The following is a 14,463-nucleotide window of genomic DNA, read 5'->3' as shown; positions in this document are numbered from 1 at the left end:
AAAGTGGTCGGCGATGCAGGATTTGAACCTGCGACCCCTTGGACCCAAACCAAGTGCGCTACCAAACTGCGCTAATCGCCGAATATTCAGTTACTTTCGAGTGTGACTCGTTGGCAACGGGGTGCATAATAGAGATTTGCTTTATGCAGGTCAAACTTTTTTTCAATAAATTATTCTAAGTGCCTAAAATTAACTCACACTGACTGTTTTTTAAGTTTATTGCTTATTCTTTGTTAAATTCAGTAGATAAAAATCTTTTATCTTGGAGATCTGAAGCTGAGTTACTTGGCGCTTCACTCGATTCATGAGAAAATAGCATGTAACAAAGTCCTATAACCCCAATTTTTAAAGGTCTCCCATGACGGCAAACATCATAGATGGTAAAGCAATTGCTAAACAAGTAAGAAATGCAGTTGCGTCGAAAGTTTCGCAACGCATTGAAAATGGCTTACGCGCCCCAGGCTTAGCTGTTGTACTTGTTGGATTAGATCCTGCTAGTCAGGTATATGTAGGCTCCAAACGAAAAGCCTGTGAAGAAGTTGGATTTGTATCTAAATCTTTTGACTTACCAGCGGACTCAACCGAGCAACAAATTTTAGACCTTGTTGATTCATTAAATAACGATCCTGAAGTTGATGGAATTCTTGTTCAATTGCCTTTACCTGAAGGGTTAAATGCTGAAAAAGTTTTAGAGCGCATTACTCCGAATAAAGATGTAGATGGTTTTCATCCCTATAATATAGGTCGATTAGCACAACGTATGCCAGCCCTTCGTCCTTGTACACCAAAAGGAATAATTACTTTACTTGATTCAACAGGTATAAAATATCGCGGTATGCATGCTGTTGTTGTTGGTGCATCAAATATCGTTGGTCGCCCAATGTCTTTAGAATTATTACTTGCTGGCTGTACAACAACAGTGTGCCACAAATTCACAAAAGATCTTGAAGCACATGTTCGTCGTGCTGATTTAGTTGTTGTTGCAGTAGGTAAACCAGCCTTCATTCCTGGAGAATGGATCAAAGAAGGCGCTATTGTCATTGATGTTGGCATTAACCGTTTAGATTCAGGTAAATTAGTGGGTGACGTTGAATATAGTATTGCACAAAATCGAGCCAGTTTTATTACGCCAGTGCCTGGTGGTGTAGGTCCTATGACAGTTGCTAGTTTAATTGAAAATACACTTGAAGCTTGCGAAAAATATCATAGTTAAGCGCTATTACTTAGCTTTTATATTCAGTAAGTGGCAAATATAAAATAGTAAATAAAAAAACCGCATTTAATGCGGTTTTTTATTATATGTTTTCTTGCTAGCAGCTAGAATATTAATTTTATTAGAACACCTTAGCTATTTTCTATGCTTTTCGCCAAGTTGTTCCGGTCGCACTATCTTCTAAAATAATTTCTAATTCATTTAGTTTATCTCTGGCTTCATCAGCAAGTGCCCAGTTTTTATCTAAACGAGCTTGATTTCGTTGTTTGATCAAGGATTCAATCACTGCAACTTCATCATCTTGTTGATCACCTTGTAAAAACTCACTTGGATTTTGTTGTGCAATGCCTAAGACTTCACATAATTGACGTAACACATAACCAAGTTCAGCGGCTTTATTTTCATCTGACTCTTTAATTCGATTTATCTCTTTTGCTAATTCAAATATGACAGATAAAGCTTCAGGCGTATTGAAGTCATCATTCATCGCTTTTTTAAATTTAACGACATAATCGTTTTCACTTAAATCAACAGCGACAAGTTTTAGGCCTCTTAAAGCGGTATAAATACGCTCTAAAGATGAACGCGCTTGATCTAAATTATCTTGAGAATAATTTAATTGGCTACGATAGTGGCCGGAAATCAAAAAATAACGCACAGATTCTGCATCATATTTTTTTAATACATCTCTTACAGTAAAAAAGTTGCCTAAAGATTTTGACATTTTTTCTTTATTTACTTGGACCATACCAGTATGGATCCAGGTATCTGCATACTCCCCATTGTTTGCACAACATGATTGTGCAATTTCATTTTCATGATGCGGGAATTGAAGATCTGAGCCGCCGCCATGAATATCAAAGTGATCACCTAAATGCTTGCTACTCATAGCTGAACATTCTATGTGCCAACCTGGTCGACCTGCGCCCCAAGGAGAGTCCCATGAAGGCTCATCAACTTTTGCTTTTTTCCATAGAACAAAGTCAAGTGGTGAATTTTTATTTTCATCAACTTCCACACGAGAACCTGCCTGAAGCATATCTAAGTCTTGTTGTGATAATTGTCCATATTGTTCAAAACTTGAGACATTAAAAAGCACATCTCCATTTTCAGCAATATATGCATGCTCTTTTTGAATTAAGCGTTGAACCATTTCAATAATTTCAGGAATATGATCTGTAACTGTCGGCTCAACATCAGGACGTAGCATGCCTAAATTATCAAAATCTTGATGCATTGCTTTGGTCATGCGCTTAGTAAGCGTATTTATTGACTCACCATTTTCATTTGCACGATTAATTATTTTGTCATCAACATCAGTGATATTTCGAACAAACTTTAAATCGTATCCAATATGACGTAAATACCGAACAATTACATCAAAACTTACGAAAGTTCTCGCATGACCAATATGGCAATAATCATAAATAGTGATACCACACACATACATATCAATTTTACCATCTACTCTAGGTTTAAATGTTTCTTTTTGTCTTGTGAGTGTGTTGTATATTTGAACCATTTACTGAAAATCCTTCACTTTTTGAAATAAAGTTTATTTGTACTATATCTTATCACTTGCAATAAACTTGCTCTAGAGGCTTTTATAAAAGCTGCGTTATTATGATGACGATTTACTCACTTTTAACTAAAATTTTAAATTTATCACTTTGTGGTCCATGAAGAACTTCGTTAGAATACTCCTAATATTTAAACTCAATTCAAGTTAGGAAATTTCATGGTCACTTTACATACCAACTTCGGTGATATTAAAATTGCATTAAACGCAGATAAAGCACCAAAAACAGTAGAAAACTTTTTAAGTTATGCAAATTCAGGTTTCTACGAAGGTACTATTTTTCATCGTGTAATTGATGGTTTCATGGTCCAAGGTGGTGGTTTTTTACCTGGTATGGAGCAAAAAGAAGTTCAAGATCCAATTCAAAATGAAGCAACGAATGGCCTGAAAAATACAAAAGGTACACTCGCAATGGCACGTACGCCAGATCCTCATTCTGCCACAGCGCAATTTTTTATTAATGTTGGAGATAATGGTTTCCTTGATTTTACAAGCGAAACCTCTCAAGGTTGGGGATACTGTGTTTTTGCTGAAGTTATTGAAGGCATGGACATCGTTGAAAAAATTAAAAATGTTGCAACTGGTAGTGAAGGTTTTCACCAAGATGTACCACTTGATGATGTGATCATTAATAAAGTTACAGTAGAAGCTTAAGGTTTCAATTAGGGTTAAATATAATTTAACCCTAATTTGTCACAAAGAGGCCTTGAAAATGATGCGAAGCAAATTTATTTTATGAACAAAACCCTATTTATTTCAGATTTACACTTAACAGAAGCTCGCCCAGATATCAGTAAGGCTTTTTTTGATTTTTTAAACACTCAAGTTACTGAACAATTAGATGCTCTTTATATCTTGGGTGATTTTTTTGAGGTTTGGGTTGGGGATGATTATCAAACTGAACTCACAATCAAAATAGCCAACAAATTAAGCGCTATTAAAGATTCTGGCATTCCCATCTATTTTATCCATGGTAATCGCGATTTTTTAGTCAGTAATAGGTATGCAAAACTTGCAGGTCTAATTTTATTACCTGAAAAATCAATTATCGACTTATACGGTACTAAAACATTAATACTCCATGGTGATGAAATGTGTACTCAAGATATTGAATATCAGAAGTTCAGAAAAAAGGCTCGGGGTTGGTGGTGGCCAAAACTCATTTTAGCCATGCCTTTATGGTATCGCCAAAGTGTTGCTAAAAAAGCCAGAGAACGTAGTAAGCTTTCGCAAAGAGATAAAAACCCTGAAATACTTGATGTTACTGATGAAGCTGTCATTGATACTTTCAAAAAGTATAGTACTTCGTTAATGATACATGGTCACACCCATAGACCAAAAATACATCAACATAATATTAAAGGTCAAACAGCTACACGAATTGTTTTAGGGGATTGGTATACACAAGGCTCTTACCTTGAAGTTACCGCTAATTCTTATGACTTGATATTTACCGATTTTAAATAGTTTTATTTATTACTTAAATAAAACTACACAACCCCCCTTCCATGGGTTGAGTAAAATTATTATTTATTCAATGTATAAATTCCAAGATAAAAAGTGGATTGAATAATGATTAAATTGTTGGAATGCCAGAGTGAAATTTAAAATCTGTATCTGGTGTCGAAATAAGTTTTGCCTCTATTTCACCAAAAAATTTAACTCTATCACTTATATCACACCCTGCAACTTTTTGCGCCAAGCTCAAATAGTCTTGGTAATGTCTAGCTTCTGAACGTAATAAAGAAACATAAAAGCTATTTAATTCATCATCTAATAGTGGGGCTATTTTAGCAAAACGTTCGCATGAACGTGCTTCTATGTAAGCACCACAAATAAGCTTATCAATTAAAATAGCAGGCTCATGCGTTCGAACATGCTGCATCATGCCTTTTGCATAGCGTCCGGCTGTAATGTTCTCATATGCAATACCTCTGTTTGTCATGATTTCTAGCACCTGATAAAAGTGATGTAATTCTTCTTTAATTAACAATACCATCTTATCAATTAAATCTTGACCAAATATAGAGTTACTTTTAGGTACAATTGCTTTAGATAATTTATAATGTTCAGCTAAACTCGCTAAATTACCTTCTTTTTTATATACAAATTTTTCGTATGGCTGAAACCACTCCAACAGCGCTTTACCACTTTCTTTATCTACAGCATATTTTCGAATGAGCCACATTGCAGTTTGACCTGCTTTTAGCTCACAAATAAGATGGTCTAATAATAATACTTTTAAATTTTCAGGCTTTTTAGCTTCGTTGATCCATTCATCGGGTGTAACACATTGTAAAAATGATTTAATTGGTGCTAATAACTGGTCGCTAGTCATGAAATTCTCATATTTAAAAGCTAAATTTAAAAATACATTTTATCATAATCAGACTTCGACATCTTGATCTCTATCGTTTTGAATACCTAAATAAAAAATATATTTAGTCTATAAACTCAGATTAAAGTATTTAGAAACTTGACAAAATATTAACATTCAACAATACCTTAAAGGGAAGACTAATAAAAATAACTTAAAATAATTAAAAAGGACGCATAGATTATGATATTAAATCACCTTTGGGGTATATATGCTCATCCAAAAGATGAATGGCAAACCATTGATAAACGTCATGAAAGTTTAAAGTATAGTGTTTCTCATATTTTGTTAATTGCTTTGATCCCTTCTATTATGGGCTATTATTCATCTGTATACTTAGGTTGGAGCATAGGAACTGGCGATCCGATTCATTTAACGGAATCAAGTGCTATGTTTATTGCAGTCGCAATGTACTTTGCATTAATTGGGGGGGTATGTGCATTAGGTTTATTAGCACATTGGATGGCCAAAACTTTCGGAGCAGATCCGACTTACACTCAAACGCTAGAGCTTGCCGCTTATACTGCAACTCCTATTTTTATGACCGCATTTGCAGCTTTCTACCCTGTACTTTGGTTTATAGTCATTGTAGGTTGTGTAGCTTTAGCCTATTCCGTATATTTACTTTACACTGGCGTTCCTATTTTGATGCACATTCCTGAAGAACGTGGCTTCATATATGCAAGTTCAGTTGTTACAACAGGTTTAATTTTACTTGTTTGTATTTTAGCTTTAACTGCAATGATGTGGACCACAGGGTACGGCCCAACATTTAATTAGATAAAATTTATTAACCTCAAAACAAAAAGGAGCCTTAGGCTCCTTTTTTATATTTAATTAAAAAGAATTAATCAACAGAGTCCTGATTATGTAACTCTAAACCAGATGACATTGCTTGTTCGTTATCTGATTTTGCTGAATCATTTCTTAAATCATTAATTCGATTTAAATATGCTTGATCTATATCTCCAGCCACATAATGTCCATCAAATACTGACGTTTCAAACGTTTTAATTTCAGGGTTTTCTTTTGCAACAGCTTCAATTAGGTCTGGTAATGACTGAAATATTAAGCCATCTGCACCTATGCTTTCATTAATATCTTCAACTTCACGACCATGGGCAATCAATTCTGTTACTGATGGCATATCAATACCATAAACATTCGGAAAACGAATTTCTGGAGCTGCTGATGCAAAATAAACATTTTTGGCACCTGACTCTCTTGCCATTTCAACTATTTGGGCTGATGTTGTACCACGTACAATTGAATCATCAACTAATAATACATTTTTACCTTTAAACTCACGCCCTATCGCATTTAATTTTTGACGTACTGATTTTTTTCGCATTTCTTGGCCAGGCATAATAAACGTTCTGCCAATATATCTATTTTTAACAAAACCTTGACGGTAAGGTATATTAAGCACTGTCGCCATTTCAAGCGCAATATCACATGAAGTTTCAGGAATAGGAATAACAACATCAATATCTTTATCAGCCCAGTCTTTTGCTACCTTTTCTCCTAACTTAGTGCCCATATTGACACGAGCAGCATAAACTGAAACATTGTCTAAAGTAGAATCAGGGCGTGCAAAGTAAACAAATTCAAATATACAAGGTGAATAAGATGCATGCTCTGAACATTGTTGAGAAAATAACTGACCATCATTGCTAACAAAAATGCTTTCGCCAGGGGCAACGTCGCGAATAAATTCAAAACCACAACTATCTAAGGCAACACTTTCTGAAGCAAACATATATTCGGTGCCTTTGCTAGAGTCACGTTTACCAAAAACTAATGGGCGAATACCATTTGGATCTCTAAAAGCAAGCATGCCTTGACCTATAATCATGGCAATTGCAGCATACCCACCTACCGCTTTATTATTTACAGCAGTTACCGCTTTAAAGATATCTTCTGGATCTAAAGTTAATTTTTCAGTTAAAGCGATTTCATGCGCTAATACATTTAAAAGAACTTCAGAATCTGAAGTCGTATTCACATGACGTCTAGCGACAGAAAATAGCTCTTCTTTTAGTTGCTCTGCATTCGTTAGGTTACCATTATGGGCTAAAGAAATACCAAAAGGCGAGTTAACGTAAAATGGCTGAGCTTCAGCAGAACTGGATGAGCCTGCTGTAGGGTAACGAACATGGCCTATACCCATATTACCTTGTAACCGTTTCATATGACGAGTGTGAAATACATCTTTCACTAAGCCATTATCTTTACGTAAGCTAAAGGTATGATTGTTTATGGTGATGATTCCGGCCGCGTCTTGACCTCGATGTTGTAACACAGTTAAGCCATCATAAATCGCCTGATTTACAGAAGAATTTCCGACTATACCAACAATACCGCACATGTTATTTATCCTTGCCGACTAAGGGTTTACTGAAGTTAAAAAGCTAGAGTTATTTTCCAGGTATGCAAAAAACCATTCTATAACAAAGCCAAATTCAGGGATTAACGTTGAAGTCTCCCACCACTGCGTTTTTGGCGCACTGGTAAAAGCATCTAGAAAAAAGAGTATAGCGCTTACAACTAGTACACCTCTAAGTGCACCAAATACAAGACCAATGACACGATCAGTGCCTGACAAACCAGTATGTTCTACCAATTTGCCTAAAATAAAGTTAAATAATCCGCCTAAAAAAAGTGTTGCAACAAATAAAATTGAAATTGCAGCGGCGTTACGTAATAAAGGTTCAGATAGGGAGGTAAGAAAAGCAGCTAAATGTTCATAGAAAAAACTAGAGATAAAAAATGCAGCAACCCAAATAGCCAAAGAAATTGCTTCTTTAATAAAACCTCTGATCAAACTGATCATAGTAGAAAGTGCAACAATGCCAAAAATGGCATAATCAACCCAAATCATAAAAATTAGCCTTTGTTAATTTCGGGCGCATTTTATAAGAGAGGCGCCCAAATAGCCAGATCATTTTGTAACATCAAATATTGTTACTTTACCGTTAAGCCCCGTAAGTGCTTTTAACTTAGGTAATTTAGCTTCTAGGGCTATTTTTTTTATTTCAGGTCCAACAAATACTTTAGTTAATTTTCCTGAGGGAGTATAAACAGGTTTTGTGAATGTCGTAAAACCCGCTTTTTTTAATTTTGCCAATAAAGTGGCAACATTAGCTTTATGCGAAAAGCTACCTAACTGAATAACGTAAGCAAAGTCAGTTAAGTTTGAGGTATCAGCACGTTTAATATTTTGTGTTTTTTCATCCTTAAGTGAACTCTTTTTTACAGTATCATTTTTTTCGACAATTGGCTTTTTATTATCAACAATGCTTGTTTCAGTTTTTATATTTGATAAATCCGCTAACTTAGGTTCTGCCTTCACATCAATTGCAATATCATTCGTTAACTTTACTGCATTATCTGGGAGTTTAGATTCAAGACTTGATTGTGCTTCTTCTAAATTTAAATCAACCGTTTTAAATTCAGGGCGATCAGGTATTGTTTTAAAGCCTTCTTTAAATTTAACTTTCTCACCATCTAAAATGTTTGGAATAAAAACTATCGCTGCTATTACAACAATAGTTGTACCTACTAATCTATTTATAAACCCTGAATTCACCTAAATTTCCTCTTACTTTTGTAGATAAAGCATTGCATCAGCTACAGTGTAAAATGAACCAAAAATAATCAAAAGTTGTTTTTTATCTTTTTTAGCAGTTACGTCCATTTGAGCCAAAATAATATCTAACGCATCTTTAACCGATATAAAACTCTTAAAATTATTAACCTGTAAGCCTTCCAATTTATTTGCCAGTACTTCTGAATTAGCTCCCCGAAAACAATTTAATGTTGTAATTGACCAGTGATCGACAACTTGGGTTAATTCCGATAAAGCTGCTTTTTGGTCTTTATCTTCCAACATACCAGTAAGAGCATGAATTGTAACACCTTGAGCTTTAAAGTTTTGTAACTGTTTTGCAAGATATCTTGCTGATTCGGGGTTATGCGCGACATCAACATAAATAAGCGGAGATTGGCTTAAACATTCAAACCGCCCTTCTACTTTCAAATTTTGTAAAACATGCGTTATTTTATTTTCATCTGGTAACAAGTCTAAACTTTTCAGTGTCGTTAACGCTGTTGCTACATTTTGTGCAGGGATAGCTGGTTGACTATATTTATATATTTCATCTTTATATTGCCAAACAAATGACGAGTTTTTATCTTCAAAAATAAAATCTTTTTTTGACAAAATCATATCTGCGGATATATTTTCTCCATGTTCTATAACCGACTGTGGAATATTAAGATCGCCCACAATAGCTGGAATATTTTTTCTGAAAATGCCGGCTTTTTCAAAACCAACCAATTCCCGGGTATCACCTAAATAATCTTTATGGTCAAGATCAATTGTTGTAATAACAGATGCGATAGGAGAAACAATATTTGTCGCATCAAGTCGGCCACCTAACCCCACTTCTAAAAGAATATAATCAACCTGATAGCGTTTAAATATTTCTAATGCAGCTAAAGTTGCATATTCAAAGTAGGTTAGGCTTGTTTCACCTCGGCCTTTTTCCAAGGCATAGAATGCATCAACATGCTTTTGATTATCTAGCTTCTTACCATTGACTCTAACACGTTCATTATAATGAAATATGTGTGGTGAGGCGTAGGTACCAACACTATATCCTTGGCAAAGTAATAAAGCTTCTAAACATCGCGCTGTGGTACCTTTACCATTAGTGCCTGCAATAAGAATAATTTTACCTGAAAAAGATAATAAACCTTGTTGTTGTGCAACTTTAGTAACTCTAGTTAAGCCCATTTCTATATCAGCGGGGTGAATGCTTTCTAAATAACAAAGCCAATCATCAAGACTTGATGATTGGCTTAAAATACATTGTGACATAACTTCACTTTAATTATTTAATGTAATTCAAGCCATAATGAATACAGCTTGAAATAAGTTAATTATTGAAACTAAGCTACTCTATGCTCTTGCTCTGTTGAGGGCAAGTTCATATATTTAGCGACTATTCTTGCTATCGTATCACGCATTTCACGGCGATCGACTATCATATCAATTGCACCATGCTCTAATAAAAACTCACTGCGTTGGAAACCTTCAGGAAGTGTTTCACGCACAGTTTGCTCAATAACACGCGGGCCAGCAAAACCGATTAAAGCTTTAGGTTCACCAATGTTTACATCGCCTAACATTGCAAGTGAAGCAGAAACACCTCCCATAGTTGGGTCAGTTAATACTGAGATATATGGCAAACCTTTTTCACTCATTTTAGCCAATGCAGCACTTGTTTTTGCCATTTGCATTAAAGACATAAGTGCCTCTTGCATTCTAGCGCCACCTGAAGAAGAAAAACACACTAATGGCATATCATTTTCTAGGCACTTGTTAACTGCTTCAACAAAACGTGCACCAACAACAGATGCCATAGAACCGCCCATAAAAGAGAATTCAAATGCAACGACAGCAACAGGGATCCCTTTTAAGCGCCCAGTCATAGCAACTAGTGCATCTTTTTCACCACTTACTTTTTTAGCTGATGAAATACGATCTACATATTTTTTTGAATCTTTAAACTTTAGTAAATCTTGCGGCTCAAAATCGACACCTAACTCAACTCTATCGGCAGAGTCTAAGAAAGTCTCAATGCGACCACGCGCACTTTGTCGCATATGATGGTCACATTTAGGACAAACATTTAGTGATTTTTCTAATTCAGCTTTATATAAAATAGCATCACAATCGCCACACTTAGCCCATACACCTTCAGGGATTTCTTTACGGCCAGATGATTTTGTTTTCGGTAAGATTCTTTCTAACCAACTCATGCGCAATTCTCTTAGTTTTTATCAATTTAGTCTATTCACTGCCTATATAGACAGAGAAATTTTGTCAATTAAAACATGATTTCTACAACTTAGGTATAAAAAACTGGTCGTAGCTCTTTTCTTTGTACATTTAAATTAAAAGTCTGGTAAAAATAAGGGCCCAGGGTGAGTTTTCTCAATACTCCATTTTTCAGGATATTCAACATCAACTAAATATAATCCGCCAGCTTTCGCTGTTGGGCTTGCTTTAGACCTGTCTTTTAACTCTAATATTTCTTTCATCCATATTGGTTTCTGTTTATTTAAACCAATATCAATTAAACACCCTGTAATATTTCTAACCATATGATGTAAAAAAGCATTTGCTTTCACATCAATAACAATAAAGTCACCATAGCGATCAACTTTTAAATGAATGATTTTTCTATTAGGTGTATTTGCCTGGCAATGAATCGCTCTAAAAGAAGTAAAATCATGCTCTCCCACTATATATGGGCAAGCTTGTTTCATTTTATCAACATCTAGAGGTTGATAATAATGACTCACCCCATTTTTTAAAATTCCCGGACGTAGTGGACTATTATATATAACATAGCGATAACGTCTTGCTACAGCGCTATATCTAGCGTGAAAATCAAAAGGGATCTCTTTAGCCCAACGAACAGCAACGGTATCAGGTAATAAGGAATTCATACCTAAGGTAAATGCACTTAAGTCTCTTTGCGCTGTTGTTTCAAAGTGCACAACTTGCCCAGTTCCATGAACACCAGCATCAGTTCTTCCAGCACAAAAAACGACTACCTTTTGATTGCATATCTTAGATAATGCGGTTTCAACTTCTTGTTGAACACTATTCACATTATCTTGACGTTGCCAACCATAATATTCGGAGCCATCGTACTCTACACCAAGCGCTATTCGCATATTCATCCAAAGAAGCTAATTAAAGCGCCGTATTATACTTAAATGGCTTTAAAATGCGAGTTTCACATCCATGAAGGGTAACGAAATAGCAATAAACTCAATATATTTATTTAATTTCTTAAACATTAAAAATACCGCAATTTTGCGGTATCAAACTTGAATTTATAACACTAATTTTTTTGAATGATTTTTTGCTTTAGTTGCTCAGCTTCTTTTTGAACTTCTGCTGGACCATTATCTATGACATCCTGCACAGCTTTTGAAGCACTTTCAAAATCTTCAATCTCTAAATAGGCAAGCGCCAAGTCTAATTTAGCAGAATACCCTCCACTTTGTGCATCAACATCTAAACTTTCTTCACCAGCAAGAAGTTCATCATAATCACTTAACCCCACATCCATATTTGCATTATCATATGGTTCATCTGTGAGTTCTTCATCATCACTTTGTTCAATTAAATCATCTATTTCTACAAAATCACTTTCTAAGTCATCATCTAAGCTATCGTTAGTCTCAATCGCTTCTTCGAGCATATTTTCTTCTGATAATAAACTATCAAAATCAATTTCAAATTCTTGATGGTCAACATCAGGTAAATTATCAGGTTCTGCTAACTCATTAAGTAAAGCATCAAAATCTGTATTTTCTAAATCACTTAAAGAATCACTGACTTCTGATGTTACATTATCAACTTCTAATAGTGCATCATCACTATTTTCATCTATTAAATTGTCAAGTTCTACTGCAACATCTTTAATCTCATTATCAGGAATAGGATCTGAAAGTCTTTGATCTGTCCCAACTAAATCAGCCTCCAGCTCAGTTAATTTATCTTCATGGTCATTAGCAGATAACTTCATGAGATCATCGTCATCATCAAAATCTGATAAATCATTTGTCTCAATATTTTCCAATAGATCTTCTTTTAAACCAAAATCATCTTCTATTTCTGTAGAAGTTGATTTCATTGATTCAGCTAACTCCATCTCAGCTTGAGATAGTTGCATTGGCGCTTCGTTTATATCTAGCTCAGCTAAAGCTTCATCTAATGCCAACTCAGGATATTCTTCAAGTTCTTCACTTGGCGAGTCAACATGTTCTTGCTCTGGGTCTATAGTAATATCAGTTAGAGTTTCATCATCAATTTCTAAATCAACATTATCTTCAGATAGAGGGTCATCCCCCAAATCTATTTCCGAGTTATCAAAATCAGCATCAAAATTATCTAAATTTTGATGCACAATATCTTCATCCGATTCTAAATGATTAGATTCACTCTCTAACTCATCATTATTTAAGCCTGATTCTGCTATAGTATCTAGACTTTCAGAACCAACCAATTCCGGCCTATCATCTAAAGTTTCTAAAACCTCTGAGTCTGCCGCTTCAAGTTCTATTTCATTGGATATTTCACTTAAATCGTCAGTTTCACTATTTAAATCATCAATATGATCTAAAGTATCTGCTTCAGAGGATACGTCATCCAAAATATCTATCGTATTATCAACCTCATCGATTAAACCATCAATATCGCTTAAATCTGCTGCAATGTCTAAGTCGCCAATGTCAGTACTATCAGGTTCAACGTCTAAACTATCTATTTCATCGAGTAAATCATCACCTAATTCATCAAGCTCTGGGTTAATGGAAATTTCATGAGCTTCTATAGGGGGACTTTCCTCATCAGACAAGTTTTCTAACGCAATATCTAATGAAGCATCCATATCTTCAGAGTCAATATCTAAATCAATTGCGGTTTCTAAGTTATCAACATCTGAATCAAGATCTAAGTCGGCTGCACCTTCTGTGTCATCAACATCAGGTATATCTATCTCATCACTCACGCCATCTAACAAAGTATCGATATCATCAGATTCAGTGCCTAAATCGGCTGCAACTTCTGTATCATCAATATCAGCTATATCCGTCTCATCACTCACGCCATCTAATAAAGCATCGATATCATCAGATTCAACGTCTAAATCGGAAGCAACTTCTGTGTCCTCAGTATCAGGTATATCTGACTCATCACTCACGCCATCTAACAAAGTATCGATATCATCAGATTCAGTGCCTAAATCGGCTGCAACTTCTGTATCATCAATATCAGCTATATCCGTCTCATCACTCACGCCATCTAATAAAGCATCGATATCATCAGATTCAACGTCTAAATCGGAAGCAACTTCTGTGTCCTCAGTATCAGGTATATCTGACTCATCACTCACGCCATCTAACAAAGTATCGATATCATCAGATTCAGTGCCTAAGTCGGCTACACCTCCTGTGTCATCAACATCAGGTATATCTACCTCATCACTCACTCCATCTAATAAAGCATCATCAGATTCAGTGCCTAAATCGGCTGCACCTTCTGTGTCATCAATATCAGGTATATCCGTCTCATCACTCACGCCATCTAACAAAGCATCGATATCATCAGATTCAGTGCCTAAATCGGCTGCAACTTCTGTATCATCAACATCAGGTATATCTGCCTCATCACTCACGCCATCTAATAAAGCATCGATATCATCAGATTCA

Annotated in this window: 13 protein-coding genes and 1 tRNA gene; 4 read left to right on the top strand and 10 right to left on the bottom strand. The window is 35.3% G+C overall.

Features of this window, described 5'->3' with window-relative positions:
- Positions 1-4: 4 nt before the first annotated feature.
- A tRNA-Pro gene (locus BM088_RS19645) sits at positions 5-81 on the bottom strand.
- A 277-nt stretch (positions 82-358) separates the two neighbouring features.
- On the opposite strand from BM088_RS19645, the gene folD reads away from it, so the two are divergent.
- The gene (folD, locus tag BM088_RS19640; RefSeq protein WP_091988691.1) at positions 359-1,213 is read left to right on the top strand and encodes a bifunctional methylenetetrahydrofolate dehydrogenase/methenyltetrahydrofolate cyclohydrolase FolD; all 855 of its coding nucleotides are present in this window, start codon (positions 359-361) and stop codon (positions 1,211-1,213) included.
- Positions 1,214-1,355: 142 nt separating this feature from the next.
- On the opposite strand, the gene cysS is transcribed toward folD, so the two are convergent.
- Positions 1,356-2,735: a cysteine--tRNA ligase gene (gene cysS / locus BM088_RS19635; protein ID WP_091988688.1), complete on the bottom strand. Its 1,380-nt coding sequence runs from the start codon at positions 2,733-2,735 to the stop codon at positions 1,356-1,358.
- A 216-nt stretch (positions 2,736-2,951) separates the two neighbouring features.
- Here cysS and BM088_RS19630 point away from each other — a divergent pair, with 216 nt between their 5' ends.
- Both BM088_RS19630 and BM088_RS19625 read left to right on the top strand, forming a co-directional pair.
- Positions 2,952-3,446: a peptidylprolyl isomerase gene (locus tag BM088_RS19630; RefSeq protein ID WP_091988684.1), complete on the top strand. Its 495-nt coding sequence runs from the start codon at positions 2,952-2,954 to the stop codon at positions 3,444-3,446.
- A gap of 81 nt (positions 3,447-3,527) precedes the next feature.
- Complete coding sequence (locus BM088_RS19625; RefSeq protein WP_091988782.1) at positions 3,528-4,259, top strand: UDP-2,3-diacylglucosamine diphosphatase; 732 nt, start codon at positions 3,528-3,530, stop codon at positions 4,257-4,259.
- Between the two features lie 109 nt (positions 4,260-4,368).
- On the opposite strand, the gene miaE is transcribed toward BM088_RS19625, so the two are convergent.
- On the bottom strand, positions 4,369-5,130 hold the full coding sequence (gene miaE, locus BM088_RS19620; protein ID WP_091988681.1) for a tRNA isopentenyl-2-thiomethyl-A-37 hydroxylase MiaE: 762 nt from the start codon (positions 5,128-5,130) through the stop codon (positions 4,369-4,371).
- 222 nt (positions 5,131-5,352) lie between these two features.
- Here miaE and BM088_RS19615 point away from each other — a divergent pair, with 222 nt between their 5' ends.
- Positions 5,353-5,949, top strand: coding sequence for a Yip1 family protein (locus tag BM088_RS19615; RefSeq protein WP_091988678.1), 597 nt, complete (start codon positions 5,353-5,355; stop codon positions 5,947-5,949).
- A gap of 67 nt (positions 5,950-6,016) precedes the next feature.
- On the opposite strand, the gene purF is transcribed toward BM088_RS19615, so the two are convergent.
- The 7 genes from purF to BM088_RS19580 form a co-directional block, all read right to left on the bottom strand.
- Positions 6,017-7,537, bottom strand: coding sequence for an amidophosphoribosyltransferase (purF, locus tag BM088_RS19610; protein ID WP_091988675.1), 1,521 nt, complete (start codon positions 7,535-7,537; stop codon positions 6,017-6,019).
- An 18-nt stretch (positions 7,538-7,555) separates the two neighbouring features.
- A complete protein-coding gene (locus tag BM088_RS19605; RefSeq protein ID WP_091988672.1) occupies positions 7,556-8,050 on the bottom strand; it encodes a CvpA family protein in 495 nt (164 codons plus the stop codon).
- A gap of 60 nt (positions 8,051-8,110) precedes the next feature.
- Positions 8,111-8,758: an SPOR domain-containing protein gene (locus BM088_RS19600; protein WP_091988669.1), complete on the bottom strand. Its 648-nt coding sequence runs from the start codon at positions 8,756-8,758 to the stop codon at positions 8,111-8,113.
- A 12-nt stretch (positions 8,759-8,770) separates the two neighbouring features.
- Positions 8,771-10,051 (bottom strand): bifunctional tetrahydrofolate synthase/dihydrofolate synthase, encoded by a 1,281-nt coding sequence (gene folC, locus BM088_RS19595; protein ID WP_091988666.1) that lies wholly within the window; start codon positions 10,049-10,051, stop codon positions 8,771-8,773.
- A 71-nt stretch (positions 10,052-10,122) separates the two neighbouring features.
- Positions 10,123-10,995, bottom strand: coding sequence for an acetyl-CoA carboxylase, carboxyltransferase subunit beta (gene accD / locus BM088_RS19590; RefSeq protein ID WP_091988663.1), 873 nt, complete (start codon positions 10,993-10,995; stop codon positions 10,123-10,125).
- A 135-nt stretch (positions 10,996-11,130) separates the two neighbouring features.
- A complete protein-coding gene (gene truA, locus BM088_RS19585; protein WP_091988660.1) occupies positions 11,131-11,919 on the bottom strand; it encodes a tRNA pseudouridine(38-40) synthase TruA in 789 nt (262 codons plus the stop codon).
- 170 nt (positions 11,920-12,089) lie between these two features.
- Positions 12,090-14,463 (bottom strand): FimV/HubP family polar landmark protein (locus tag BM088_RS19580; RefSeq protein WP_281247179.1); only part of this gene is annotated, 2,374 nt, incomplete at its 5' end.

Source organism: Pseudoalteromonas denitrificans DSM 6059, from assembly GCF_900112265.1.
In the GTDB taxonomy this organism is placed as follows: Bacteria; Pseudomonadota; Gammaproteobacteria; order Enterobacterales; family Alteromonadaceae; genus Pseudoalteromonas; species Pseudoalteromonas denitrificans.
The sequence above is the reverse complement of the archived record's forward strand: the minus strand, read 5'-3'. Positions and strand labels throughout refer to the sequence as shown.

Coding starts and splice junctions, on each gene's coding strand:
- BM088_RS19615 (WP_091988678.1), top strand. CDS start 5,353: ATGATATTAAATCACCTTTGGGGTATATATGCTCATCCAAAAGATGAA.
- BM088_RS19625 (WP_091988782.1), top strand. CDS start 3,528: ATGAACAAAACCCTATTTATTTCAGATTTACACTTAACAGAAGCTCGC.
- cysS (WP_091988688.1), bottom strand. CDS start 2,735: ATGGTTCAAATATACAACACACTCACAAGACAAAAAGAAACATTTAAA.
- truA (WP_091988660.1), bottom strand. CDS start 11,919: ATGCGAATAGCGCTTGGTGTAGAGTACGATGGCTCCGAATATTATGGT.
- folD (WP_091988691.1), top strand. CDS start 359: ATGACGGCAAACATCATAGATGGTAAAGCAATTGCTAAACAAGTAAGA.
- purF (WP_091988675.1), bottom strand. CDS start 7,537: ATGTGCGGTATTGTTGGTATAGTCGGAAATTCTTCTGTAAATCAGGCG.
- folC (WP_091988666.1), bottom strand. CDS start 10,051: ATGTCACAATGTATTTTAAGCCAATCATCAAGTCTTGATGATTGGCTT.
- miaE (WP_091988681.1), bottom strand. CDS start 5,130: ATGACTAGCGACCAGTTATTAGCACCAATTAAATCATTTTTACAATGT.
- BM088_RS19605 (WP_091988672.1), bottom strand. CDS start 8,050: ATGATTTGGGTTGATTATGCCATTTTTGGCATTGTTGCACTTTCTACT.
- accD (WP_091988663.1), bottom strand. CDS start 10,995: ATGAGTTGGTTAGAAAGAATCTTACCGAAAACAAAATCATCTGGCCGT.
- BM088_RS19630 (WP_091988684.1), top strand. CDS start 2,952: ATGGTCACTTTACATACCAACTTCGGTGATATTAAAATTGCATTAAAC.